This window comes from Sphingomonas sp. Leaf407 (assembly GCF_001425385.1).
GTDB lineage: Bacteria > Pseudomonadota > Alphaproteobacteria > Sphingomonadales > Sphingomonadaceae > Sphingomonas.
The window spans coordinates 1,330,007-1,354,805 of the sequence record NZ_LMQO01000001.1 but is presented as its reverse complement, the minus strand read 5'-3'; the positions used below and the strand labels follow the sequence as shown (position 1 = coordinate 1,354,805).

Annotated in this window: 17 protein-coding genes; 8 read left to right on the top strand and 9 right to left on the bottom strand. The window is 68.6% G+C overall.

The annotated features are described in order from the left end of the window. Nucleotides 1-300 precede the first annotated feature (300 nt). Together ASG37_RS06115 and ASG37_RS06110 are read left to right on the top strand one after the other, a co-directional pair. Nucleotides 301-4,602 (top strand): beta strand repeat-containing protein, encoded by a 4,302-nt coding sequence (locus tag ASG37_RS06115; protein WP_082448596.1) that lies wholly within the window; start codon nucleotides 301-303, stop codon nucleotides 4,600-4,602. Nucleotides 4,603-4,657: 55 nt separating this feature from the next. Continuing rightward, nucleotides 4,658-4,900 (top strand): hypothetical protein, encoded by a 243-nt coding sequence (locus ASG37_RS06110; RefSeq protein WP_055756983.1) that lies wholly within the window; start codon nucleotides 4,658-4,660, stop codon nucleotides 4,898-4,900. 133 nt (nucleotides 4,901-5,033) lie between these two features. Here the strand turns inward: ASG37_RS06110 and ASG37_RS06105 are convergent, their stop codons facing one another. Further along, nucleotides 5,034-5,279, bottom strand: coding sequence for a hypothetical protein (locus ASG37_RS06105; protein ID WP_055756981.1), 246 nt, complete (start codon nucleotides 5,277-5,279; stop codon nucleotides 5,034-5,036). Between the two features lie 171 nt (nucleotides 5,280-5,450). Beyond that, nucleotides 5,451-6,818, bottom strand: a complete 1,368-nt coding sequence (locus ASG37_RS06100; RefSeq protein ID WP_156349264.1) for a M20/M25/M40 family metallo-hydrolase — start codon at nucleotides 6,816-6,818, stop codon at nucleotides 5,451-5,453. A gap of 178 nt (nucleotides 6,819-6,996) precedes the next feature. Here ASG37_RS06100 and ettA point away from each other — a divergent pair, with 178 nt between their 5' ends. Together ettA and ASG37_RS06090 are read left to right on the top strand one after the other, a co-directional pair. After that, nucleotides 6,997-8,676 (top strand): energy-dependent translational throttle protein EttA, encoded by a 1,680-nt coding sequence (gene ettA, locus ASG37_RS06095; protein ID WP_055756979.1) that lies wholly within the window; start codon nucleotides 6,997-6,999, stop codon nucleotides 8,674-8,676. Next, complete coding sequence (locus ASG37_RS06090; protein WP_055756977.1) at nucleotides 8,676-9,062, top strand: hypothetical protein; 387 nt, start codon at nucleotides 8,676-8,678, stop codon at nucleotides 9,060-9,062. Before ettA ends, ASG37_RS06090 begins: the two co-directional genes overlap by 1 nt. A gap of 193 nt (nucleotides 9,063-9,255) precedes the next feature. Here the strand turns inward: ASG37_RS06090 and ASG37_RS06085 are convergent, their stop codons facing one another. The 7 genes from ASG37_RS06085 to dapA all read right to left on the bottom strand — a co-directional run bounded on the left by ASG37_RS06085 (nucleotide 9,256) and on the right by dapA (nucleotide 17,023). Beyond that, the gene (locus tag ASG37_RS06085) at nucleotides 9,256-10,032 is read right to left on the bottom strand and encodes an NYN domain-containing protein (protein ID WP_055756975.1); all 777 of its coding nucleotides are present in this window, start codon (nucleotides 10,030-10,032) and stop codon (nucleotides 9,256-9,258) included. Nucleotides 10,033-10,077: 45 nt separating this feature from the next. Continuing rightward, nucleotides 10,078-10,512: a hypothetical protein gene (locus ASG37_RS06080; protein WP_156349263.1), complete on the bottom strand. Its 435-nt coding sequence runs from the start codon at nucleotides 10,510-10,512 to the stop codon at nucleotides 10,078-10,080. 71 nt (nucleotides 10,513-10,583) lie between these two features. Continuing rightward, a complete protein-coding gene (gene ybaL, locus ASG37_RS06075; RefSeq protein ID WP_055756971.1) occupies nucleotides 10,584-12,242 on the bottom strand; it encodes a YbaL family putative K(+) efflux transporter in 1,659 nt (552 codons plus the stop codon). A 67-nt stretch (nucleotides 12,243-12,309) separates the two neighbouring features. Continuing rightward, nucleotides 12,310-12,849 (bottom strand): DUF2062 domain-containing protein, encoded by a 540-nt coding sequence (locus ASG37_RS06070; protein ID WP_055757408.1) that lies wholly within the window; start codon nucleotides 12,847-12,849, stop codon nucleotides 12,310-12,312. Nucleotides 12,850-12,856: 7 nt separating this feature from the next. After that, nucleotides 12,857-13,339, bottom strand: coding sequence for an SsrA-binding protein SmpB (smpB, locus tag ASG37_RS06065; RefSeq protein ID WP_055756969.1), 483 nt, complete (start codon nucleotides 13,337-13,339; stop codon nucleotides 12,857-12,859). A gap of 174 nt (nucleotides 13,340-13,513) precedes the next feature. Further along, entirely contained in the window at nucleotides 13,514-16,126 is a 2,613-nt protein-coding gene (locus tag ASG37_RS06060) for an ATP-binding protein (protein ID WP_055756967.1), read from the bottom strand. Nucleotides 16,127-16,138: 12 nt separating this feature from the next. Beyond that, the gene (gene dapA, locus ASG37_RS06055; protein WP_055756965.1) at nucleotides 16,139-17,023 is read right to left on the bottom strand and encodes a 4-hydroxy-tetrahydrodipicolinate synthase; all 885 of its coding nucleotides are present in this window, start codon (nucleotides 17,021-17,023) and stop codon (nucleotides 16,139-16,141) included. Between the two features lie 79 nt (nucleotides 17,024-17,102). Between dapA and ASG37_RS06050 the strand changes: the two genes are divergently transcribed. From ASG37_RS06050 to ASG37_RS06035, 4 genes are all read left to right on the top strand, one after another. Then, nucleotides 17,103-19,151, top strand: coding sequence for a lytic transglycosylase domain-containing protein (locus ASG37_RS06050; RefSeq protein ID WP_055756963.1), 2,049 nt, complete (start codon nucleotides 17,103-17,105; stop codon nucleotides 19,149-19,151). Further along, nucleotides 19,148-19,630: a GreA/GreB family elongation factor gene (locus ASG37_RS06045; protein WP_055756961.1), complete on the top strand. Its 483-nt coding sequence runs from the start codon at nucleotides 19,148-19,150 to the stop codon at nucleotides 19,628-19,630. The genes ASG37_RS06050 and ASG37_RS06045 overlap by 4 nt, the downstream gene beginning before the upstream one ends. Nucleotides 19,631-19,898: 268 nt before the next feature. Next, nucleotides 19,899-21,980, top strand: a complete 2,082-nt coding sequence (locus ASG37_RS06040) for a M13 family metallopeptidase (protein WP_055756959.1) — start codon at nucleotides 19,899-19,901, stop codon at nucleotides 21,978-21,980. A gap of 401 nt (nucleotides 21,981-22,381) precedes the next feature. After that, nucleotides 22,382-24,772: an ATP-binding protein gene (locus ASG37_RS06035; protein ID WP_055756956.1), complete on the top strand. Its 2,391-nt coding sequence runs from the start codon at nucleotides 22,382-22,384 to the stop codon at nucleotides 24,770-24,772. Nucleotides 24,773-24,799: the final 27 nt, after the last annotated feature.

Sequence of the window (24,799 nt, the reverse complement as noted above, 5' to 3'; positions counted from 1 at the left end):
ACGATTGGTCCGTATCGGAAGGGAAAGGGAGCGATAGCGGCGATATTCGCCCAGCGATCAATGTCTTGCGCGAACCGGTTCCCGCTTTGTCCGTCACCGGACCGTCCTGAGCGATTTACCCCGAATTTTCGCAAAGCGGCTGAACGGCCGGCGATTAATCCGGTCTCCAAAGTTCCCGTGCAGGGCAAGCCCCTCGCGTAAATACCGAAATTCGCGTATTTTTTCTGAAAAGCGAACGTTCGCCAACCGGGGAGCAGCATCCGTCCGACGAGATAGAAATCTCGGCACACAGGAGGATGTATGCACCCGGCCATTGCCCCAACCCGTCCCGCCGTCTCGCGCCTGTTCCTGCGCACGTTGATGGGAACCACGATGCTGATCGGCACCGGTATCGCCAGTCAGGCCGCCGCCCAGAACCGCGTCGTCAGCGCGTGCAGCGGCGTCCAGCTCCCGCGTTCGGTCGTCACCGATATTCTCTCGCCGGTCGTCACCGGCATCACCGGTCCGCTGGAAGGACGGGTCAACAGCATCCTCGGCATCCCGCTGCTCAGCGCCCTGCTGCCGCTGCCGCCGCTCAACACCAATGTCACCGGGTTGCTCAATCAGGCCGCGTCGGGCCAGCCGATCACGCTGCAGGTGCTCGATACCGGCGGCAACGTCGTCGGCCCGACCGACCAGTGCCAGCTCACGACCGATTCGATCAGCCTCGACACGCCGGCCGGCATCTCGATCGGCGGCAATCGCATCAGCGGGCTGGGCGCGGAGGGTGTCGCCTCGTTCGCCTCCGACATCAACGCCATCGCCTTTGGCAACAACGCCCGTGCCGAAGCCGGCGCGACCGGCAGCATCGCCTTTGGCACCAATGCGCAAGTCACCGCCGCCAACAGCGTGGCGCTCGGCGCCGGATCGCTCGCCACGCGCGGGGCGCTCGGCGGCTACACCGCGGTTGGCCTCGCCGGCACGCAGACCTCGGCCGGCGAAGTCTCGGTCGGTGCCGCCGGTGGCCTGCGTCAGATCACCAACGTCGCCGCCGGATCGGCCGCGACCGATGCCGCGACGGTCGGGCAGGTCGCGGGCGTCGCGGGGCAGGTCGACGCGCTTTCGGCGGTCGCGCTGCGCTACGACGACGCGACCCGCGCCCGCGCGACGCTGGCCGGGGCGGCGGGGACCGTGCTCGGCAATGTCGGCGCGGGTGCCGTGACCGCGACCTCGACCGAAGCGGTCAACGGATCGCAACTGTTCGCCACCAATACGCAGGTCGCCGCCAACACCGGCGCGATCACGACCGTGCAGGGCGATGTCACGGTGTTGCAGGGGCAGAGCGCCAATGCGGTCCGCTACGACACCGATGCCGCCGGGGTGCGGACCGGCGGCGTGACGCTTGCCGGGGTGACGCCGGGCGCCACCGTGACGCTCGGCAACGTCGCGCCGGCCGCCTTGAACGAGACCTCGACCGAGGCGGTCAACGGATCGCAACTGTTCGCGACCAGCACGCAGGTCGCAACGAACACCGCCGGGATCGGCGCGCTCGATACGCGCGTCACGACCAACACCACCGCGATCGGCGGCATCGACACCCGCGTGACCGACAACACGACCGCGATCGGCGGGCTCGATACCCGGACGACCGGCAACACGACCGCCATTGCCGGACTAGACACCCGCGTCACGACCAACACGCAGGATATTGTCACGCTTCAAGGCGGCGTTGCCAACTCCGTACGCTACGATACCGATGCGGCTGGTGCCCGGACCGGCGGGGTGACGCTGGTCGGCACCACCCCCGGCGCGACGGTGACGCTCGGCAACGTCGGTGCGGGCGCGTTGAGCGCAACCTCGACCGAGGCGGTCAACGGATCGCAACTGTTCGCGACCAATACGCAGGTCGCGACCAACACCGCCGGGATCGGCGCACTCGACACGCGGGTGACGACCAACACCACGGCCATCGGCGGCCTCGACACCCGCGTCACGACCAATACGCAGGATATTACCGCACTTCAGGGCGGTGTCGCCAATGCGGTGCGCTATGACACCGATGCGGCGGGCGTTCGCACCGGCGGCGTGACGTTGGTCGGCACCACCCCCGGCGCGACGGTGACGCTCGGCAACGTCGGTGCGGGTGCGTTGAGCGCAACCTCGACCGATGCGGTCAACGGATCGCAACTGTTCGCAACCAATACGCAGGTCGCGACGAACACCGCCGGGATCGGCGCACTTGACACGCGGGTGACGACCAACACCACCGCGATCGGCGGCCTCGACACCCGCGTGACCGACAACACCACCGCCATCGTCGGCAACACCACCGCCATCGTCGGCAATACCACCGCCATCGCCGGCCTCGACACCCGCGTCACGACCAATACGCAGGATATTGCGGCGCTTCAGGGCGGGGCGGTCAATGCGGTGCGCTACGACACCGACGCCAGTGGTGCCCGGACCGGCGGCGTGACCTTCATCGGCACCACCCCCGGCGCGACCGTGACCCTGGCCAACGTCGGCGCCGGAGCGCTCACCGCCACCTCGACCGAGGCGGTCAACGGCGCGCAGCTCTTCGCGACCAACACGCAGGTCGCCGGCCTCGACACCCGCGTGACGACCAACACCCAGCAGATCGCTTCGCTGCAAGGCGGGGTCGCCAACGCCGTGCGCTACGACGTCGATGCGGCGGGCAATCGCACCGGCGGGGTCACGCTGGTCGGCACGACGCCCGGTCAGGTGGTGACGATCGGCAATGTCGGCACGGGTGCGCTCAGCGCCACCTCGACCGAGGCGGTCAACGGGTCGCAACTCTATGCCACCAACCAGCGGCTCGACGGCGCGCTGACCTCGATCGGCGGGCTCGATACGCGCGTCCTCGCCAACACCGCCGGCCTTGCCGCGCTGAGCGCCAGCGCCGCGCAATACGACAATGTCGCGCGCGACCGGCTGACCTTTGGCGGCGCGAACGGCACGGTGCTGGGCAATGTCGCGGCGGGGGCGCTCTCCGCCACCTCGACCGAAGCAGTGAACGGGGCGCAGCTCTTCGCCACCAATACGCAGGTGGCGGCCAATACCGCGCTGATCGCCCAGATCGGCAGCGGATCGGCGGGGCCGGTGCGCTATTCGACCGCCGCGGCGCCGACGACGCCGAACGGCGGCACCGTGACCGACGAACTGACGCTGGTCGGCGCGAGCGGCGGCGCGGTGGCGCTCCACAACGTTCGCGGCGGCACCGTGGGAGCCGGGTCGACCGATGCGGTCAACGGCGATCAGCTCAACACCACCAACCAGGCGGTGGCCGCGCTCGACACCCGTGTGACCGGCACCGAAGGGCGGCTGACCACGGTCGAGGGCAATGTCGCCAACCTCGACACCCGCGTCACGAACAACACTACGCAGATCGCGAACAACACCACCGCGATCACCAATCTGCAAAGCAATATCGCGGGCACCGGCACCGCCGTCACCAACCTGACGACGCGGGTCGATGCGAACAGCACCGCGATCACCAACCTCCAGACGCAGGTCGGCAATTCCCCGATCAAATATGCCGATGCCGCCACGCCCACCACGCCCAACGGCGGCACCCCGACCGACGATACGACGCTGGTCGGCGCCAGCGGCGGTCCGGTGGGCCTGCGCAACGTGCGCGACGGCGCGCTGGTCGCCGGATCGACCGATGCGGTTAACGGCGGACAATTGGCGACGACCAATGCCCAGGTCGCGTCCAACACCTCGGCGATCACCACGATCCAGAACACGATCACCGGCAGCACGGTGGCGGCGATCCAGTACAGCAACCCCGGCAGCCCGACGACGCCCAACGGCGGCACGCGCACCAACGACGTGACATTGGTCGGCGCCAACACCGCCGCCCCGGTCGGGCTGCATAATGTCGCCAGCGGCACCGTCGCCGCCGGATCGACCGACGCGGTCAATGGCGGGCAGTTGTTCGCCGTCGCCCAGCAATCGTCGAACAGCCTGCAATATGATCGCAACGCCGCCGGGCAACGCACCAATCAGGTGACGCTCGCCGGGGGCAATGCGGCGGCGCCGGTCACGCTCGCCAATGTCGCGGCCGGCACGGTGTCGGCCACCTCGACCCAGGCGGTCAACGGGTCGCAGCTTTATGCCACCAACCAAACGGCACAGGCGGCGCTCGCGCTCGGCAGCAACTCGGTGCAATATGATCCGAGCGGCAACGTCAGCCTCGGTAACGGCAACACGCCCGTCGCTCTGCGCAACGTCGCGGCGGGCACGGCGGCGACCGACGCGGTCAATCTGGGGCAGCTCCAGTCGGGGATGCGCGACACGTTGTCGCAGGCGACCAGCTACATCGATGCCCGGCTGACCGACGTCGGCTTCGACCTCGGCACGATCCGCCGCGACATGAGCGCGGGATCGTCGGCGGCGATGGCGGTGGCGGCGCTGCCGCAGGCGATGGAGCCGGGTGCGACGATGGTCGCGGTCGGCGGCGGCACCTATCGCGGACAGTCGGCGATCGCCTTCGGAGCGTCGCGTGTCTTTAACGACGGGCGGGCGGTCGTGAAGGTCGGCGGCACCTATGACAGCCGGGGCTATGCCGGGGCGAATGCCGGTGTTGGCTTCCAGTTCTGAAACCTCGTGGCCGGGGTGCAACGACGCCCCGGCCATTCGCACGGGAGAAGATGCGATGTGGGGGTTGCGCAACTGGTGGCGGCCGACCGACCGGCCGACGGAGGACGACGAGGCCCGCGCCTATCACACCCGCCGGTTCGTGCAGGAACAGGCACTGGCCCGCGAAGCGCAATCGGGTGCTGCCCGCGATGCCCACCGCCGGCTGGCGGCGGCACACCGGGTGGCGATGGAACAAGGCGACGATGCGTTCGATCATGGCAGCGGCACGACGCAGGTCGACGCCCCAATCGTGCCATGATCGCGCCATCCGGTCACGGCTGACTTCGCACTTGCGAAGCCATCAGCCAGCCAAAAAAAGGGGCATCCCGTCGCCGGGGTGCCCCTTTTTTCGCATCCGGTTTCCGGCCGGGCGAACCCGGCCGGAAAGGGGATTACATGCCGTTCAGCTCGGCGGTGTTCTCGATCGCGTCCGAAGCGTCTTCGGCGTTCTCCGAAGCGTTCATCAGGTCGGCCGCAACGGCCTCGTTCGAGGTGTTCTCAGCCTGTGCTTCGAGGTTGTCGGCCATCATTTCCAGGTTGTCCGAAGCGGCATCCGCGGCGTTGTCGGCCGGGGTGTTCTTGCAAGCGGCGACCGAGAGGAGGCCGGCAGCAGCGGCGACGAGGAGGATCTTCTTCATGTGGGTGGCTCCCGAAAATTGACTTCGCGTTGGTCCGGCGAAACCGCCGCCGCGACACCAGCCGCAATAACGTATGCTGCGCCGCCGTCAATCTCCAATTGTGGCAGCAATGCGGCTTTGCGACCAATGGAGGACCGGTTCGGCAACAGTTCGGACACAAGTCGCCGCGTTTCAGCGTGGCCGGACGACCCGCCCGATCGGTTCGGGCGCATGGGCGACGACCGCCAGCATCGCGGTCCATGCCGCTACGTTCTGCTGGAGTTGCGCGGGGTCGATCTTGTCGAGCGTGTCGTCGGCGGTGTGATGTAGATCGAAATAGCGCAGGCCCGATTGGGACAGATCGACCCCCGCGACGTCCAGTGCCAGCGTCGGACCAATATCGGTGCCGTCGCCCGCGAACTTGTTGCCGCGCGTGATACCCAGTGGGGCGAGTGCGGTGGCGAGTCGGTCGCCCACCGCCGCCGCTTCCGCCGGCAGGCCGACGTCGAACTGCCACACCCGGTCGGCGCCGAAGTCGCTTTCCGACGCGGTGGCATGGATGTCGCCCTTGTGCGCCTCGGCATAGGCGCGCCCGCCGACGCCGCCCACTTCCTCCGCGCCGAACCAGACCAGACGGATCGTGCGGCGCGGCTGCCCCGCCGCCATGATCCGCTTGGCCGCCGCCGTGGTGATGCCAAGCCCCGCCGCGTCGTCGATCGCGCCGGTGCCCAGATCCCAACTATCGAGATGCCCGCCGATCAGCACGATGCCGGCGGAGGGATCGCTGCCCGGCACCTCGGCGATGACGTTGCCCGATTCGCGCGTGCCGGTCTGGCGCGGGGTCAGCAGCAGTTTCAGCCGCACCGGCTGGCCGCGCTTCAGGACCCGTTCGAGCTGTTCGGCATCGGGCACCGACAGCGCGCCCGCCGGAATCGCTGTCGTTCCCGCCGGAAAGACGGTGCTGCCGGTATGCGGCACCCGGTGCCGGTCGGTCCCGATCGAGCGGATGACGATTGCCGCCGCGCCCTTCTGCGCCGCGATCGCCGGGCCGGCGCGGCGCACCTGTCCGGCGGGGCCGTACGCCGATCCGTCCTGCGTCGCCGCCATCGCATGGCTGACGAACGCGATCCTGCCCTTGAGACTCCCGTCGGGCGCGGCCTTCAGATCGTCGAGCGTCGGGAAGAACACCACCTCCCCGATCAGCCCGTCGTTACCGGTTGATCCCGAATTGCCGAGCGCGGTGATCGCCAGCGGCTGCGGGAAGGGGGCTAGGATCGCCGCCTTCTCCTCGCCGCGCACCCACACCGCCATCGGGAACGGTTCGATCCGGACATTGCTGAACCCCAGCGCCTTCAACCGCGCCACCGCCCAGACGCGGGCGCGTGCCTCGTCGGGGGTGCCGGCGAGACGCGGGCCGATCTCGGTCGTCAGCCCTTCGGTGATGTCCCACGCCAGCGTATCGCCAAGCGCCGCATCGCGCAGGGCCGCGACCTGCGCGGTGGTCGGCTGGGCCAGTGCCGGCAAGGGCAGGAACAGGGCGGCAAGAAGCAGACGGCGCATGGAAATCCCCCGTGGAACTCGGTTCGCCTGCGTTCCATACGTTCGACAGCGATGCAAGGCGCGTGTGCGCGGGCACGCAAGCGTGCCGTCGCCCGCGTTGCCAACCCATCGCCCCGACGCTACATCGCGGAACAACACGTCTGACCATCCCCGACAATATGAAACGGAGCCTTCGGCAATGGCCGTGCAGTACAGCTATGTGATGAAGGGCCTGACCAAGACCTTCCCCGGCGCCAACAAGCCGGTGCTCAACAACATCCACCTGCAATTCCTGCCCGACGCGAAGATCGCGATCATCGGGCCGAACGGCGCGGGCAAGTCCACGCTGATGAAGATCATGGCGGGGATGGACACCGAATTCACCGGCGAGGCATGGGCCGCCGAGGGGATCAAGGTCGGCTATCTGGCGCAGGAGCCCAAGCTCGACAACACCAAGACGGTGATCGAAAACGTCAAGGACGGCGTGCGTCCGGTCGCCGATCTGGTCGATCGCTTCAACGCCATCTCGGCCGAAATGGGCGATCCGCAGGACGACACCGATTTCGACAAGCTGCTCGAGGAAATGGGCGATCTCCAGGCCAAGATCGACGCGGTCGACGGCTGGAGCCTCGACAACCAGCTCGAGATCGCCATGGAGGCGCTGCGCTGCCCGCCGGGCGACGCCTCGGTCGAAAACCTGTCGGGCGGTGAAAAGCGCCGCGTCGCGCTGTGCAAGCTGCTGCTCGAAAAGCCGCAGATCCTGCTGCTCGACGAACCGACCAACCACCTCGACGCCGAAAGCGTCGGCTGGCTGGAGAATTATCTCAAGGAATATACCGGCAACGTCATCCTCGTGACGCACGACCGCTACTTCCTCGACAATGTCGTCAATTGGGTGCTCGAACTCGATCGCGGGCGCTACTACACCTATGAATCGAACTATTCGGGCTATCTGGAAAAGAAGGCCAAGCGGCTCGAACAGGAAGAGCGCGACGAGGCCGGCAAGGCCAAGGCGATCCAGGACGAGCTGGCATGGATGCGCCAGACCCCCAAGGCGCGCCAGACCAAGTCGAAGGCCCGCATCCGCGCGTTCGACGAACTGGTCAAGAATCAGGAGAACCGCGTCGTCGGCAAGGCGCAGATCCTGATCCAGATTCCCGACCGTCTGGGCGGCAAGGTGATCGAGGCCGAAGGGCTGACCAAGGCCTATGGCGACAAGCTGCTGTTCGAGAATCTCGATTTCAGCCTGCCGCCGGGCGGCATCGTCGGCGTGATCGGCCCGAACGGGGCAGGCAAGTCGACGCTGTTCAAGCTCATCACCGGTCAGGAACAGCCCGACGGCGGCACGATCGACGTCGGACAGACCGTGAAGCTCGGCTATGTCGACCAGTCGCGCGACGACCTCGACCCCAACAAGAACGTGTGGGAGGAAGTGTCGGACGGCCTCGACGTGTTCCGCTTCGGCAAGCAGGAACTGGGCACGCGCGCCTATGTCGGCGCGTTCAACTTCAAGGGCCAGGACCAGCAGAAGAAGGTCGGCCAATTGTCGGGCGGTGAGCGCAACCGCGTCCACATCGCCAAGATGCTCAAGGAGGGCGGCAACGTCCTGCTGCTCGACGAACCGACCAACGATCTCGACGTCGAGACGCTGCGCGCCTTGGAAGAGGCGCTCGAATCCTTCGCGGGCTGCGCCGTGGTCATCAGCCACGACCGCTTCTTCCTCGATCGCCTCTGCACCCACATCCTCGCGTTCGAGGGCGACAGCCACGTCGAATGGTTCGAGGGCAATTTCGAAGCATATGAGGCCGACAAGCGCCGCCGCATGGGCGACGCCGCCGACCGGCCGACGCGCCTTGCCTACAAGAAGCTGACCCGCTGATGCCGACGCCCCCGGACCATGGCGGTCCGGGGGCGATCGCCGACGTCGCGCGGGTCCGCGCGCTGTTGATCGACGCCGCGCGCGAGGGGCAGGCGCTGACCTATTCCGGGCTGCTGCTGGCGCTCGGCCATGGCTTCACCCGGCCGAAGATGCGCGCGCTGTGCCGCACGCTCGACGCGATCGATGCCGCCGGCGCCGGGATGGGGGAACCGGGCCTCGCCGTCCTCGTCGTGCGCCAGTCGGATGGGCTGCCGGGGCAGGGCTGGTGGATCGATACCGCGACCCCGGCGGGCTATGCCGACGCATGGACCGGCCCAAAAGCTGCCGCCTACGTCCGCAGGCACCAGCAGGCGGCCTTCAGCTACTGGCAGGGGGCGGGTGTTTGATTCGGTCCAGTCCGGGCCGGTTCGACATCCGGGAAAATGCCTTTCCAACCTGCTCCCCTCCCTTGTCAGGGAGGGGAGGTGTCCACGAACGGCCGTCTTATGACCGCCGATCGATCCTGTCGGCAGGGTATGGTCGGTGCCGCCCAACCGCCCCAGCCTTCGCTGGGGCGACGTCCGCTGCAAATCCCCACACTCACACCCGCTTGACGAAGATCCCGGTGTCGCGCCGTTCGACCTCGAACTCGCGGACCTTTTCGATCAGGTCGGACAATCGCTTGAACCCATAGTTGCGCGTGTCGAAGCTCGACCGGTTGGCGGCGCGCTGGCCGACTTCGGACAGGCTGGCGAAACCGCGCTTGTCGATCTTCGACGCATCATAGGCATCCGACAGCAATTTGACGAAGGCGACGTCGACCTTCTGGCTGGTGCGCGCCGGGGCGGGGGTGGGCTTGGCCGCCGGGGTCGCGGCGGTCGCGCCGACGCCGCCGATCGCGGGGGGCAGCGGCATGTTGGCGACATCCTCGACATCCAGCGACGCGACGTCGATGAAGCGGGTGCAGCTCTCGCGGAACCCCTGCGGCGTGCGTTCGGTGCCGAAGCCGTACACCGGCACGCCTTCCTGGCGGATACGCTGCGCCAGCGGCATGAAATCGCTGTCCGACGACATGATGCCGAAACCGGTGATCCGCCCGCGCAACAGCAGGTCCATCGCGTCGATGGTCATGCGCATGTCGGTGGCGTTCTTGCCCTTGGTGATGTCGAACTGCTGGAACGGTTCGATCCCGTGGCGCATCAACAGCTTTTCCCAGCTTTTGAGGCCCGGTTTCTGCCAGTTGCCATAGGCGCGCCGAACGTTGACCGTGCCGAATTCGGCCAGCACCGTCAGCACCGAATCGAGATAGGCGGCGCCGGCATTGTCGGCATCGATCAGCAACGCGACGTTGCCGGTGGGGTGGGGAAGCTGGACCATGACGCCCGGCCTACCGCATGGACGGCGGCGGCGCGACCGAAACCGTCAGCGTTTCGCGCAGGACGGGTCGATCGCCGCCGGATCGATGGCCAGTTCGATCCGTACCGCCGTGCCGCCGGGACGGTCGATCGCCATCGCGGCGTCGCCGCCGCACCCGACCAGTAGCACCGGCCGGCTGACCGTCGTCCAGCGTCCCGCCTGTTGCCGCGCTACCTCGACCGCGACCTGTGCCGCCGGCTTGCCGGCGATGGTGGCGCGCTCCGGCCGGACGCTGATGGCATAGCCGCCGGGCCGGTCGAGCCGGATCGTCGTTGCCTGGCCGTAGGGGGTATAGACGATCGGTGTCGCGATCAGCCGGTCGCCTTCATAGAGCCGGATCGCGATCGGTACGTGGACGGCATCGCCCGCCTCCGCGCCACTCGCCACCGTCATCGCGATCAGCGCCAGCATCATCCGCACGATCGACCAGAATATCGCCACCGAATCCACCCCCGTTGCTTCGATCGTGCGATGCTACGTCGGCGCGAACCGTGGGGCAACCGGGTGTCGGGTCATCCCGTTGCCGCCCGCTGCTCGCCCGCCCGGCGCAGCATCGTGCGCGCCAACTCCTCCTCGCCCAGCACGACCTCGTCGACGCCGTGGCGCTTGAGATAGGCGACCTCGTCCACCGAATGCGCGCGCGACAGGACATAGAGATCGGGGTTCAGCGCCCGTGCCCGCGCGGCGATCGCCCCGGCCTCGAACCCGCCGGGGATCGCGATCAGCAGCTTGGTGGCGCGCGGCACCCCTGCGTCGCGCAGCACCCGGTCGTCGAGTGCATTGCCGACGACCACGCTCCACCCCTCGCTTGCCGCCGTGTGCGCGGTATCGCGCTGGTCCTCGACGATCACGAAGGCGCGGCCGGCGTCACGGCATCCCTTGGCGATGATCCGCCCGACCCGGCCGGCACCGATGACGACGACATGGTCCTCGCGCGCTTCCTCGCGCGCTTCCTCGCGTTCGGTTTCCTGTCGGCTGGGGTCCTGCGGCGCGGTGCCGCGTCCGGCGACCATCGCGAACAGCACCGGATTGACCAGGATCGACAGGATCGCCCCGCCCAATATCAGGTCGCGCGCCTCTGCCGGCAGGATGCCGAGCTTGGTGCCCAGCCCGGCGAGGATGAACGAGAATTCGCCGATCTGCGCAAGGCTGGCGGCGACCGTCGCGGCGGTGCGATTCGGATGGCCGAATGCGCGGACGATCACCCATGCCGCCGCCGACTTGCCGATCACGATGATGCCGACCGTGGCGAGCAGCGGCAACGGCTGTTCGATCAGCACCTTGGGGTCGGCGAGCATGCCGACCGACACGAAGAACAGCACCGCGAACGCATCGCGCAACGGCAGCGTTTCCTGCGCCGCGCGGCGGCTGAGTTCGGTTTCGCCAAGGATCATCCCGGCGAAGAAGGCGCCCAGCGCAAACGACACATCGAACGCCAGCGCCGATCCGAACGCGACGCCCAGCGCAATGGCCAGCACGGCGAGGCGGAACAGCTCGCGCGACCCGGTATGCACGACCCAGTGCAACGCCCATGGGATCGCCCGCCGCCCGACGATCAGCATCAGCGCGACGAACCCGCCGACCTTCACCAATGTCGTCGCGATCGACCACAGGATCGCCGGCATCGCCACCGCCTTGTCGGGGTCGAGCGCGGCGGCGACGACCGGCAGCAGCACGAGCGCCACGACCATCGCCAGATCCTCGACGATCAGCCAGCCGACCGCGATCCGCCCCCGCTCGGTCTGGACCAGCGAGCGCCCCTCCAGCGCGCGCAGCAACACCACGGTACTCGCCACCGACAGCGCGAGGCCGAAGCAGAGGCCCGCGACCAGCGGCCAGCCGAGCCATGTCGCAAGGCCCAGCCCCATCAGCGTCGCGGCGGCGATCTGCACGATCGCGCCGGGCACCGCGATCCGCCACACCGACATCAGGTCCTTCAGGCTGAAGTGGAGCCCGACGCCGAACATCAGCAGGATGACGCCGATCTCGGCCAGTTCGGTGGCGATCCCCGAATCGGCGACCACTCCGGGCGTGAACGGCCCGATCAGCACCCCGGCCATCAGATAGCCCGCGATCGGCGACACCCGCAGCCGATGCGCCAGCGCCCCCATGAAGAACGCGACGACCAGGGCGAGGACGATAGTACCGATCAGGGGCGTGTAATGCGGCATCGGCGCTCCGTTTTAGGAATATGTACGGAACGAACTGTCAGGACGCGACCGGGTTTCGCCGGACCGGCTATTCCTGCTGGTGCCGCCGCTTCCACTTGGCGGCGATCCACCACCGCCAGCCCAGTGCGGCAATGGCATAGCCCAGCACCGCGCCGATCACCGAACACACCACCATGCCGAGCGCGGTGGCCGGACCCACTTCCGCGATCAGCCAGTCGAGCCAGCCCGGCGGGGCCGCCACCGCATCGCCGATCGGCTGGCCCGGCACCGCCCGGTCGAGGTGCAGCAGCCACGCCCCGACCTTGTAGTACAGGATGAACAGCAGCGGGGTGGTGATCGGATTGGTGAAGAACGTCGTCAGCGCCGCCGCCGGCACATTGGCGCGAAGCGGCAGCGCCAGCACCGCCGATGCCGGTATCTGCCCCAGCGGAATCAGGATGCCGGTGAACATGCCCAGCGCCACACCGCGCGGCACCGACCGGCGGGTGAAACGCCACAATTCGGGGGCAAGGACACGATGCGCGACCGGGCGCAGGAAGCGGTTGGCCTCCATCGATTCGCGCGTCGGCAGGTTTTCGCGGATCCAGCGCAGCGCGCGGACCCCCATCGTCTTGTCAGCCACGGTCGCGCAGCAACCTTCCCGCTTCGCGCTTCCACTCGCGCTCCTTGATGTGCTCGCGCTTGTCGTGGGTCTTGCGCCCCTTGGCCAGCGCCAGTTCGACCTTCGCCCGGCCCTTGGAATTGAAATACACCGACAGCGCGATCAGCGTCATGCCGTCGCGCGCGACCGCGCCGTGCATCTTGTTGATCTCGCGCTCGTGGAGCAGCAGCTTGCGCGGGCGGCGCGGTTCATGATTGAACCGGTTGCCGTGGCTGAATTCGGGCACGTTGGAATTGATGAGCCACACCTGCCCCTCGCGGACGTCGGCATAGCTTTCCATGATCGATCCCTCGCCGAAGCGCAGCGACTTCACCTCGGTTCCGGTCAGCGCGATGCCGGCCTCATACACGGTGTCGATCTCGTAATCGAAGCGCGCACGGCGGTTTTCGGCGACGATCTTCTTCTTGTCGAACAACTGGGGACGCGGACGGCTCATGCGCGGGACATAGGGGGTCGGGGGGCATAGGGGAAGCGGTCGATCGTCATGCCGCATCCGACTCCCCTCCCTGGAAGGGAGGGGTTGGGGGTGGGTCGGCCTGCGAGGGAACGCCAGCGTCCGCCACGAACCAACCCACCCCCGGCCCCTCCCTTGTCAGGGAGGGGAGGTAATCTACCCGTCCAACGCCTCCCGCACCTTTCTCGCCAGTTCGTCGACCCCGAACGGCTTGGACAGCAGCCGCGTACCCGGATCGAGCACGCCGTTATGCACCACCGCGTTGCGGGTATAGCCGGTGGTGTAGAGCACCCGCAGCCCCGGCCGCAGCGCGCCCGCGCGGTCGGCGAGTTCGCGCCCGGTCATCCCCGGCATCACGACATCGGTGAACAGCAGCGACACCGGCTGCCCACCCTCGATCAGCGCCAGCGCCTCGGGGCCACTCGCCGCCTGCACCACGCGGTAGCCCAGATCGCGCAGCACCTCGACCGAGAAGGCGCGCACGCGCGCCTCGTCCTCGACCACCAGCACCACTTCGCTCGGCGCGCCGCCGCGCACGTCGGGCAGGGTGGTGCGCGGCCCCGGCGTCGGTGCCTCGCCATAGAAACGCGGCAGATAGAGGCGCACGGTGGTGCCGACGCCCGGCTCGGAATACAGGCGGACATGGCCGCGCGACTGGCGGACGAAGCCGAACACCTGGCTTAAGCCGAGGCCCGTTCCGCGCCCGACCGGCTTGGTGGTAAAGAACGGGTCGAACGCCTTGGCCAGCACGTCGGGGGCCATGCCGCTGCCGGTATCGCTGACCGCGATCAGGACATATTGCCCCGCCGCCATCTCCGCCTCGCGTGCGTAATCGTCGCCGACATGGGCGTTGGCGGTCTCGATGGTCAGCTTGCCGCCGTCCTCCATCGCATCGCGCGCGTTGACCGCAAGGTTCACGATGGCGTTTTCGAGCTGGCCCCGGTCGGCTTCGGCACGCCACAGCCCGGCGCCCAGCACCGTCTCCACCGCGATCCGCTCGCCCAGCGTCCGGGCGAGCAGGTCGGTCAGGTCGGCGATCAGCCGGTTGCCCTCGACCGGTTCGGGCGACAGCGGCGACTGGCGCGAAAAGGCGAGCAGCCGCTGCGTCAGCGCCGCCGCCCGGTCGGCCCCCTCGCGCGCCGCCTCGACATAGCGGGTCACGTCGATCCGGCCCTGCGCCAGCCGGCGGTCGATCATGTCGAGGCTGCCGATGACGATCGCCAGCATGTTGTTGAAGTCGTGCGCGATGCCGCCGGTCAACTGGCCGACCGCCTCCATCTTCTGCAACTGGCGCACCTGCGTCTCGGCGGCGGCGCGTGCGGACGCGGCATCGTGCAATTCGGTCGCCACCCGTTCGAGCTGCGCGTCCTGCCGCCCGACCTTGGCCTCCAACTGGCGCAGCGCGTCGGCGCGCTGGACCGCGATCCAGCCGATCTCGGCGATCTCGGTCGCCAGTGCCACTTCGCCCGCCGTCCAGCGGCGCGGGGTCGCGTGGTTCAGGATCAGCATCGCTTCGACCCGCCCGTCGTGGCGCAGTGGGATCACGATGCCCGACCGCGCCGAATAGGTCGCGGCGACCGCCGGATCGAACGCCGGATCGGTGGTGAAGTCGTCCGACACGATCGGCTGGCCGCTGCGCAGCAGCGCGGTGCCGACCGCGCCGAACCGGTCGAGCGAATGATCGCCGACGAGCGGCGGCAGCGCGCCGTCGTTCCAGCCCGCGCCATAGCGGACGCGGTGGCCGATGATCCGCGCGAAGCCGGCGCGGTTGATGCCCAGCCGCTCCCCCAGCGCCTGCGCGGTGAAGCGCATGATCGCCGCCGGATCGGTCGCGGACCGCTGGCGCGCGGACAGCGACAGGACGAAATCGCGTTCGGCCTTGGCGGCTAGCGCCGCCAGCTCGGCGCGCTTGCGATCGTCGATGTCGTAGCTGACGCCGGGGAAGCGGACCGGGCGGCCGGCATCGTCGAACACGCAGCGCCCCTGCGCCGATACCCAGCGGCTGTGGCCGTCGGCCCCCAGCAGGCGATATTCGGCAAGGAACGTTCCGTCGCCGTCCGGGTCCATCGCGGCGGCGATCGCGCGCTGCGCCGCCTGGAGATCGTCGGGGTGGACGCCGTCGAAGAACCGGTCGATCGACGCGCCCTGCTCCGCTTGCCTGGGATCGACGCCATAGAGCAGCGCGAAGCGCGAATCGGCGCGCACCACGTCGTTCTGCACGTCCCAGTCCCATGCGCCGATGTTGCGCCCGGCGGACAATGCCTGTTGCAGCCGTTCGTCGGCGGCGGCGCGCTCGCGCTCGGCCATCACCCGCCCGGTCGTCTCGCCGGTGATGCACAGCAATCCGGCGACTTGGCCGTGATCGTCGAAGGCGGGCGAGTAGGTGAAACTCCACCAGCTTTCCTCGCTCTCGCCGGTGCGTTGCAGGTCGAGCTGCATGTCGGTCGCGGCGACATGACCGCCCGCCATCGTCCGCTCGACCAGCGGCAGCAATTCGTCCCAGATGGTCGCCCACACCACGTCGAACCGCTCGCCCAGCGCCATGCCGACGCGGTGGCCGAGCAGCGGGCGATAGGCGTCGTTGTAGAAGCAGCGCAGGTCCGGCCCCCACGCGAGGAACATCGGCGTGGGGCACGACAACATCATCGCCAGCAGCGCGCGCAGCGATACCGGCCAGTCCTCGATCGGCCCCATCGGTGTCGCGGACCAGTCACGCGCGGCAAGTTCACGCCCGGTCAGCGTCTGGATCGAAAACGGTCCGTTTGGCATACGGTCTGCTTGTTAGCCGATCAGTCCCGCATGTGCGAGCGCCGCGTCGACCGCCTTGCACGACGCCGCCGACGGCGGGGTCATCGGCAGGCGCAGATCGGTCGGGAAACCGGGCCGGACGCGCCCGAGCGCATATTTGACGGGTCCGGGCGACGCATCGCTGAACAGCGCCGAATGCAGCGGATACAGTCGGTCCTGGATCGTCAGCGCGCGGGCATAGTCCCCGGCAAGGCAGGCGTCCTGAAACTCGGCGCACATCGCCGGCGCGACATTGGCCGTGACCGAAATCGCGCCGCCGCCGCCCATCGCCATGAAGGCCAGCGTCATGTCGTCGTTGCCCGACAATTGCACGAAACCCGGCCCGCAGCGCGCGCGGTGTTCGGCGACGCGCGCCATCTGGCCCGTGGCATCCTTGATGCCGACGACCGTGTCGGGGAACGCCTTGACGATCCGTTCAACCGTTTCGACCGCGATGTCGGTGACGGTGCGTCCCGGCACGTTGTAGAGCATGATCGGCAGGCCGCCGCGCGATGCCAGCACCTCGAAATGGCGGAACACGCCTTCCTGGTTCGGACGATTGTAATAGGGCGGGACCAGCAGCGCGGCGGCGGCGCCCGCCGCCTTGGCCGCATGGATGTGATGCAGTGCGACGGCGGTGTCGTTCGACCCGCAGCCCGCGATCACCGGCACGCGCCCGCCGGCCTGATCGACGCAGACCCGCACGACATGATCGTGTTCCTCGATGGTCATCGTCGCCGCCTCGCCGGTGGTGCCGCAGGGCACCAGCGCCGACGATCCGCTCTCGATCTGCCAGTCGACGAGCGCGCGGAACGAGGCTTCGTCGAATCGGCCGTTGGCGAACGGCGTGACGAGCGCCGGGATCGAACCGGAAAACATGGGGATAATCGCTCCGTCGAAAGGAAATTGGGCCGAAAAGGTGGCGACAGATAGGGCGGGCTTCCATATCATGTCCAGTATGCTGACCACCGTGTTCAAGAGCGCGTTCCTGCTCGCCGGCGTCGCGAGCGCCGCCGTGGCCACCGGGGTGTTGCAGACGCCCTTCCCGCAATCCGCCCCCGTGCCCGCTACGGTCACGCGCCAGCCGCTGCCGGCGGGCTATGTCCCGTCGGTCCCGGCCCCGGCCGTGCAGAGCGCGCCGGTGCCCTATGACCCGGTCCAGCCGGTGCTGGCCGACTGGAAGCGGTTGCAGCAGTCGGACAATTACCCCTTCGCCGACTATGCGCGGTTCCTGCTGGCCCACCCCGGCTTCCCCGGCGAGACCAGCCGCCGCGCGGCGGCGGAGACGGTGCTGGCCAACGGCGCGCAGGATCCGGCGACCGTGCTGCGCTTCTTCGATCGCTATCCCCCGCTCACCGCCGCCGGGCAGCTCCGTCGCGCCGAGGCACTTGCCGCGACCGGCCGGATGACCGAGGCGAACGAGGCGGCCCGCGCGGCATGGCGCAGGGGGAGCCTGCGCACCGCCGACGAGACGGCGCTGTTCGCCCGCTTCGCCGCCGCGCTGACCCCGGCCGATCACGACGCGCGGATGGACCGGCTGTTGTGGCAGGGCGCGACCAGCAGCGCGCAGCGCCAGATCGGCTTCGTCTCGGCGGCGATGCGCCCGACCTTCGATGCCCGCCTGGCGTTCAAGGGCGGCGGGGCCGATGCCACGGTGCGCGGCGAGCAGGGCGGCGTCGATCGTGCCGATCCGGGCTATGTCGCCGACCGGGCGATGTGGCTGCGCGCCACCGGCCAGTCGCCCGCCGCCCGCGCGTACCTCGCCCAGCCGCGCCGCCTGTCGCGCAGCCCCGGCGATGCCGAGAAATGGCTGGAGGTGCTGCTGACCAACGCCCGCGCCGCGCAGGCCGACGGACAATATGGCGTCGCCTATCAGATCGCGTCCCAGATCGACGACGCCTTTCCGGCGGGCACGGTCATCGCCGATGAATCCTATGGCGAGCGTGACGACTATACCAGCCTCGCATGGCTGGCGGGCACGGTCGCGTTCCAGAATCTGAACCGGCCGGGCGACGCGGCGGGCATGTTCGCTCGCTATGCCAGCGGGTCGCGCACTCCGACCGTGCGTACCAAGGGCTATTACTGGGCGGGCCGCGCCGCCGAGCGCGCGGGCGACCGCGCCACCGCCGACCGCTGGTATGCGCAGGCCGCCGACCTGTCCGACCTGTTCTACGGCCAGTTGGCGAGCGAGCGGATCGGCCGCCCGCTGCGCGCGCCGTCCGCCACCGCCAGTCCGGCGATGGTGCCGCCTGCGCTGCGCACCGCCTACATGAACGGCGAGGTCGCCCGCGCGGTCCGCTATCTCGGGCGCACCGGCCAATATGCCGACCAGACCTTGTTCGTCCGTAAGATCGCCGAGGATGCGAGGAGCGATACCGACCATGCACTGGCGGTCGAGCTGTCGCGCGCGATCGAGCGGCCCGACCTCGGCGTCATGGTCGGGCGCAGCGCGCTGCTGAACGGGCACAGCGACTATACGCTGGCGGGCTATCCCTCGGTCGCGGTGCCGGGGTCGCAATCGGGCCAGTTCACGCTGATCCACGCCATCGCGCGGCAGGAAAGCCAGTTCGACCGCACCGCCGTCAGCCGCGCCGGCGCGCGCGGGCTGATGCAGTTGATGCCGGGCACCGCGCGCGAGACGGCGGGCAAGCTCGGCCTGTCGTACAATCCGTCGTCGCTGAACGATCCCGGCTACAACATGGCGCTGGGGTCGAGCTACATCCAGCGGATGCTCGACTATTACGGCGGCAGCTATCCGCTGGCGATCGCCGCCTATAATGCCGGGCCGGGCAATGTGAACAAGTTCATCCGCGCCAACGGCGATCCGCGCACCCCCGGCGTCGACATGATCGAATGGATCGAGAAGATCCCGCTCTCCGAAACGCGCGGCTATGTGCAGCGGGTGCTGGAGAATGCGGTCGTCTATGACCTGATCCATGCCGACAAGGCGCGCTCGCGCGGGCCGAACAACCTTAGCTGGTATCTCGGCAAGAACCGGCCGGGATGAGCGAGCCGCGTCCGAACTACATCACGCCCGCCGGCTATGGCGTGCTCAAGGCCGAATATGACCAGTTGCTGGGTGACGAACGGCCCAAGCTGCTCGACGTCATCGCGTGGGCGGCGGGCAACGGCGACCGCTCGGAAAACGGTGACTATATCTATGGCCGCAAGCGCCTGCGCGAGATCGACCGGCGGCTGGGCTTCCTTGCCAAGCGGATGAAGGCGGCGCGGGTGGTCGATCCCGGCCAGCAGGCCGACCGGACCCGCGCATGGTTCGGCGCGACCGTCACCATCGCCGACGAGGACGACCGCCACCGCACGCTGATCCTCGTTGGCGACGATGAAACCGATGCGGGGGCGGGCCGGATCGGCTGGAACTCGCCGATGGCGCGCGCACTGCGCGGCAGCGCGGTGGGCGACGTGCGCACGGTGCAACTGCCCGGCGGGGTCAAGGAATATGAGGTGATGGCGATCGCCTATCCGTGAGCGGACGGCGGATCGTCCGTTCGCGGTCAGGCGAGCTACTCCCCCTATTGTCACCCCGGACTTGTTCCGGGGTCCACGGTGCGGCGATCAATGTGCTCAAGGCGCTGGCGGCAGCGTGTGCGGCTTGGTGGACCCCGGAACAAGTCCGGGGTGACGTTACGAGCGAGAATGTTGGCCAACCCAACCCGAATCCACGCCAATCATATTGACGATCGATATGCCCCGGGTGCAGCATCGCCGTATCACCTGATACGAAAAGGCATTTCCCATGCGGCGTAGTTTCGTCCTGACCACCCTGCTCGCGGCGTCCGCGCTGTCGGCCTGTGCGACCCAGCGTGCCAATGTCGGCGGCGCCGATGCCAATCTCGACGCCGCGACCCAGGCGGCGGCAACCCCGCCGCCCGCCCCGGCAGCCAAGCCCGAGATCGGCAGCTTCGGCTTCGACACTGCCGGCATGGATACCGCGGTCAAGCCCGGCGACAATTTCTACAAATACGCCAACGGCACCTGGGAAAAGATCACCCCGATCCCCGCCGACAAGTCGAACTACGGCATGTTCACCGCGCTGGACGACCTGTCCAAGACGCGCACCCGCCAGTTGCTCGACGCGGCGAAGGGCGATCCCAATTCGAAGATCGGCACCGCCTACGCGACCTTCCTCGACCAGAGCGCGATCGAGGCGAAGGGCTTGGGCCCCATCCAGCCGTGGCTGACCGAGATCAAGGGCCTCACGTCGAAGGCCGGCTATGCCGCGCTGGTTGCGAAGGCGGCGCAGGCGGGCGTCGGCGCGCCGTTCGGTGCCTATGTCGGCCCCGACGACAAGCAGCCCGACGTCTATGCGCTGTCGGCGGGGCAGGCGGGCCTCGGCCTGCCCGACCGCGACTATTATCTCTCGACCGACGCCAAGCTGGCGCAGACCCGCGCCGCCTATGAGCAGCATCTGGCCAAGATGCTGACGCTGGCCGGCGAGCCGAACGCGGCGGCGCGGGCCAAGGCGGTCGTGGCGCTGGAGACGCAGTTCGCGCAGGCGCACTGGACGCGGATCGAAAGCCGCGACGCGAACAAGACCTATAACAAGATGACCGTCGCCGACTTGTCGCGTCGCGCGCCGGGCTTCGACTTCGCGACCTATTTCCGGGGCCTCGGTGCCGATACCCAGAGCGTGATCGTCGCGCAGCCAAGCGCCTTCACCGGCATGGCCAAGGTGATCGGCGCGGCCCCGCTGGCGGTGCTCAAGGACCAGTTGCTGCTGCGCTCGCTCGACGGTTTCTCGAGCGTCCTGCCGCGCAGCTTCGATGCCGAGAATTTCGCCTTCTTCGGCACCGTCCTGTCGGGCACGCCGCAGCAGGAGGAACGCTGGAAGCGCGCGGTCGACTTCACCTCGGACGCGGTCGCCGACGATGTCAGCAAGGCCTATGTCGCGCAATATTTCCCGCCTGCGACCAAGGCGGCGGCCGACGAACTGGTCCGCAACGTCACGGCGGCGATGGGCCGGCGCATCGACCAGCTCGACTGGATGGCCCCCGAAACCAAGGCGAAGGCACGGGCGAAGCTCGCCGCCTTCACCCCCAAGATCGGCTATCCCGACCGCTGGCGCGACATGAGCGACCTGACGATCACGCCGGGCGATGCGTTCGGCAACATGCTGCGCGCGAACCAGTGGCAGCAGCGCTATAACGTGCAGCATCTGGGCAAGCCGATCCAGAAGTGGGAATGGTTCATGACCCCCATGACCGTGAACGCCTATGCGAACCCGGTGATGAACGAGATCGTGTTCCCCGCCGCGATCCTCCAGCCGCCGTTCTTCGATCCGGCGGCCGATCCGGCGGTCAATTACGGCGCGATCGGCGCAGTGATCGGTCACGAGATCAGCCACCATTTCGACGATCAGGGCCGCAAGTACGACGTCAACGGCAGCCTCACCGACTGGTGGACCGCCGAGGACGTGAAGCGCTTCGACGAACGCACCGCCGCGCTGGTCCGGCAGTACGACGCCTATGAACCGCTGCCCGGCATGAAGGTGAAGGGCGAACTGACGCTGGGCGAAAACATCGCCGATCTCGCCGGGCTGACGGTGGCGTGGGACGCCTATACCCACGCCTATCCGGGCACCCGGCCGGCGATCGAGGGCTATACCCCCGAACAGCGCTTCTACCTCGGCTGGGCGCAGGTCTGGCGGCGCAGCTACCGCGAGGCGAATTTGCGCCAGCGGCTGCTGACCGATCCGCACAGCCCGTCCGAACAGCGCGCATGGGTCGTCCGCAACCTCGACCCGTGGTACGCCGGCTACAAGCCCGGCGCGACCGACAAGCTGTTCCTGACCCCCGAACAGCGCGTCCGCATCTGGTAAGGGCAGGGGGCGGGAGAGCGCGCTCCGCTCCTGCCCCCCCAACCGTCATTCCCGCGGAGGCGGGAATCCATACACGCTACCGTTCCGGCTCCAGCATGTTGGTCAGCGCCTATGGATTCCCGCCTGCGCGTGAATGACGAACACCGGACCAATCCACACCGTCACCCCGGACTCGTCCCGGGGTCCACCCTACCGCAAAAGCTGCCGATCGAACCTCCAATCGCACCGATCGCCGCGTCGTGGACCTCGGAACAAGTCCGGGGTGACGGTGTGGACAGGGCGATTGATTCCGCCCTGCACGACCGGCCGCTCCACCCTCCACCACCATGGGTCCACGACGATTCGCGCCGACCCCGACCACCCCGCTTGACGCCATCGCCCAAGCGCCGCAACAGCCTGTCATGGTGTCGCTTTCCCCCCGCTCTCCCTCGCCACTGGTGCCGATCGCCATCGCGGTGGCCAGCGGTATCGCGGCGGCGGCGGTGATCCTGTGGCTGCTCGGCGATTCGACCATCGCCGGCGGCTTTCTTGCCACTGCGCTGGTGCTGGCCGGCGCGCTGTTCGGCTGGACCCGGATGCGTGGGGTCGCGCAGCCCGACGAACCGCGCATCGACTGGTCGGTGGCGCAGGCGCTCGCCGCCGTCTCGCCCCACGCCACCGCCGTCACCGACCGCGCCGGGCGGCTGATGTGCGCCAATGATCGCTATGCCGCGCTGTTCGACGGCTATCCCACCCCGCCGGGCGTGGTGGGTGAGGGCGGCGACGCCACGTTGCTTGCCGGCGCCGCCCGCGCGGCATGGCGCGACGGCCATGCGCAGGTGACGCTCCGGCAGGGCGAGGCCCCGCTGATGGCGACGCTCACCCGTGCCGGCGACACGATGCTCGTCTGGCGGTTCGAGGGCGGACAGGCGATCGCCGAGGCCGCCGGCATCGGCATGATCCTGTCGGGCGAGATCGGCGAGCGGCTGGGATCGGCCGGGATCATGGTCGCGCTGCTCAGCCCCGACGGCCGCATCCGCAGCGCCAACCGCGTGTTTCAGGCACGCGCGATGGGGCAGGAGGATGCGACCTTGATCGACGGCCGCGACTTCGCCCGCTTCCTCGTCACCGACACGCGCGGTCGCGTCCGCTTCGAGCGCGAGGGGCTGGGCGGCGACCCGCTGCGCATCCTCCAGGTCCCGCTGGCCGAGGAAAGCGGCGGTCCGATGCTGGTCGCCCTGCTCGACGAGGAGGAGGCCCCCGCCGGCCTGCTCCCCATCGCCACGCCGGGGGCGGCGGGGCAAGTGCGCGCGCTCGTCTCGCTGCTGCCGGTCGGCATGGCGCTGGTCGATCGCGACGGGCGCTTTCTGCACATGAACGACGCCTTCGTCCGCGCGACCGGAGTCAATCCCGTCGCCCCGCCGCTCTATCCGGGCGATCTGGTGGTGCGCGAGGACAAGGCGGCGCTGGCCGATGCCGTCCGCCGCTTCGCCGGCGGTGCGCAGCACAGCGCCGACATGGCCGTCCGCCTGACCGATCGCCCCGACGAGCCGATCGCGCTGTCGATCGCCGGCGCGCGCGGGCTGGGCGAGGCGGCGGTCGTCGTCTCGCTGCGCGATACCGGCGAGGAGGGCAAATTGAAGCGTCAGGTGGCGCAGGCGACCAAGATGCAGGCGGTCGGGCAACTAGCCGGCGGCGTCGCGCACGACTTCAACAACATCCTCACCGCGATCATCGGCCACTGCGACCTCATGCTGATGCGCCATTCGCCCGGCGACAGCGATTACGACGACATCCAGCAGATCCGCGCCAACTCCAACCGCGCCGCCAGCCTGACGCGCCAGCTCCTCGCCTTCTCGCGCCAGCAGACGTTGCGCCCGCAGGTCCTGCAACTGCCCGACGTCATCTCCGAAGTGTCGAACCTGCTCAAGCGCCTGCTCGGCGAAACGGTGCAACTGGTCGTCAACCACGGCCGTGGCCTCGGGTCGGTCCGCGCCGATCCGGGGCAGTTGGAGCAGGTCGTCGTCAACCTCGCGGTCAATGCCCGCGACGCGATGCTCGCGCGTGGCGGCAACGGCGGTACGCTGACCATCGAGACGCTGTCGACCAGCGCGCAACAGGTCCGCGCGATGGACGACGACGTGCTGCCGGTCGGCGATTACGTGACGCTCACCGTGTCGGACACCGGCACCGGCATCCCGCCCGACATCCTGCCCAAGATTTTCGAGCCGTTCTTCACGACCAAGGAAGTGGGCAAGGGCACCGGGCTTGGCCTCTCGACCGTCTATGGCATCATCAAACAGTCGGGCGGCTACATCTTCGCCGAATCGCGGCCGGCCAAGGGATCGACCTTTACCATCCACCTGCCGGTCCACGCCGCCGAACCTCCGCGCCAGTCGACCCGCCCGGTCCGGCGCGAGGCGGAGGGCGCGCCGGCATGGGGATCGGGCACGATCCTGCTGGTCGAGGACGAGGACATGGTGCGCGCCATCGCCGAACGCGCGCTGACGCGACAGGGCTATACCGTGATGACCGCCGAGCATGGCGAGGCCGCGCTGGAACTGCTCGCCGACCGGCCGCACATCGACCTGCTGATCTCCGATGTCGTCATGCCGACGATGGACGGACCGACGATGGTCCGCCACGTACGCAAGGCATATCCGACGCTGCCGATCCTGTTCATGTCGGGCTATGCCGAAGAACAGTTGCGCCGCTCGATTGATCTGGATCAAGTTTCGTTCCTGCCGAAACCCTTTTCGGTGCAGCAACTTGCCATGGCGGCGCGCGATGCGCTGGCCAAGCCGCCGGGTTAACCGCGAATTGAGTTGCGGCGTTCGCGC

Excerpts from the sequence above, each read along its gene's own strand:
- dapA (WP_055756965.1), bottom strand. The coding sequence starts at position 17,023 with ATGTTTTCCGGTTCGATCCCGGCGCTCGTCACGCCGTTCGCCAACGGC.
- ASG37_RS06060 (WP_055756967.1), bottom strand. The coding sequence starts at position 16,126 with ATGCCAAACGGACCGTTTTCGATCCAGACGCTGACCGGGCGTGAACTT.
- ASG37_RS06100 (WP_156349264.1), bottom strand. The coding sequence starts at position 6,818 with ATGCGCCGTCTGCTTCTTGCCGCCCTGTTCCTGCCCTTGCCGGCACTG.
- ASG37_RS06105 (WP_055756981.1), bottom strand. The coding sequence starts at position 5,279 with ATGAAGAAGATCCTCCTCGTCGCCGCTGCTGCCGGCCTCCTCTCGGTC.
- ASG37_RS06090 (WP_055756977.1), top strand. The coding sequence starts at position 8,676 with ATGCCGACGCCCCCGGACCATGGCGGTCCGGGGGCGATCGCCGACGTC.
- smpB (WP_055756969.1), bottom strand. The coding sequence starts at position 13,339 with ATGAGCCGTCCGCGTCCCCAGTTGTTCGACAAGAAGAAGATCGTCGCC.
- ettA (WP_055756979.1), top strand. The coding sequence starts at position 6,997 with ATGGCCGTGCAGTACAGCTATGTGATGAAGGGCCTGACCAAGACCTTC.
- ASG37_RS06085 (WP_055756975.1), bottom strand. The coding sequence starts at position 10,032 with ATGGTCCAGCTTCCCCACCCCACCGGCAACGTCGCGTTGCTGATCGAT.
- ASG37_RS06050 (WP_055756963.1), top strand. The coding sequence starts at position 17,103 with ATGCTGACCACCGTGTTCAAGAGCGCGTTCCTGCTCGCCGGCGTCGCG.
- ASG37_RS06070 (WP_055757408.1), bottom strand. The coding sequence starts at position 12,849 with ATGGGGGTCCGCGCGCTGCGCTGGATCCGCGAAAACCTGCCGACGCGC.
- ASG37_RS06045 (WP_055756961.1), top strand. The coding sequence starts at position 19,148 with ATGAGCGAGCCGCGTCCGAACTACATCACGCCCGCCGGCTATGGCGTG.
- ASG37_RS06035 (WP_055756956.1), top strand. The coding sequence starts at position 22,382 with ATGGTGTCGCTTTCCCCCCGCTCTCCCTCGCCACTGGTGCCGATCGCC.
- ybaL (WP_055756971.1), bottom strand. The coding sequence starts at position 12,242 with ATGCCGCATTACACGCCCCTGATCGGTACTATCGTCCTCGCCCTGGTC.
- ASG37_RS06115 (WP_082448596.1), top strand. The coding sequence starts at position 301 with ATGCACCCGGCCATTGCCCCAACCCGTCCCGCCGTCTCGCGCCTGTTC.
- ASG37_RS06110 (WP_055756983.1), top strand. The coding sequence starts at position 4,658 with ATGTGGGGGTTGCGCAACTGGTGGCGGCCGACCGACCGGCCGACGGAG.
- ASG37_RS06040 (WP_055756959.1), top strand. The coding sequence starts at position 19,899 with ATGCGGCGTAGTTTCGTCCTGACCACCCTGCTCGCGGCGTCCGCGCTG.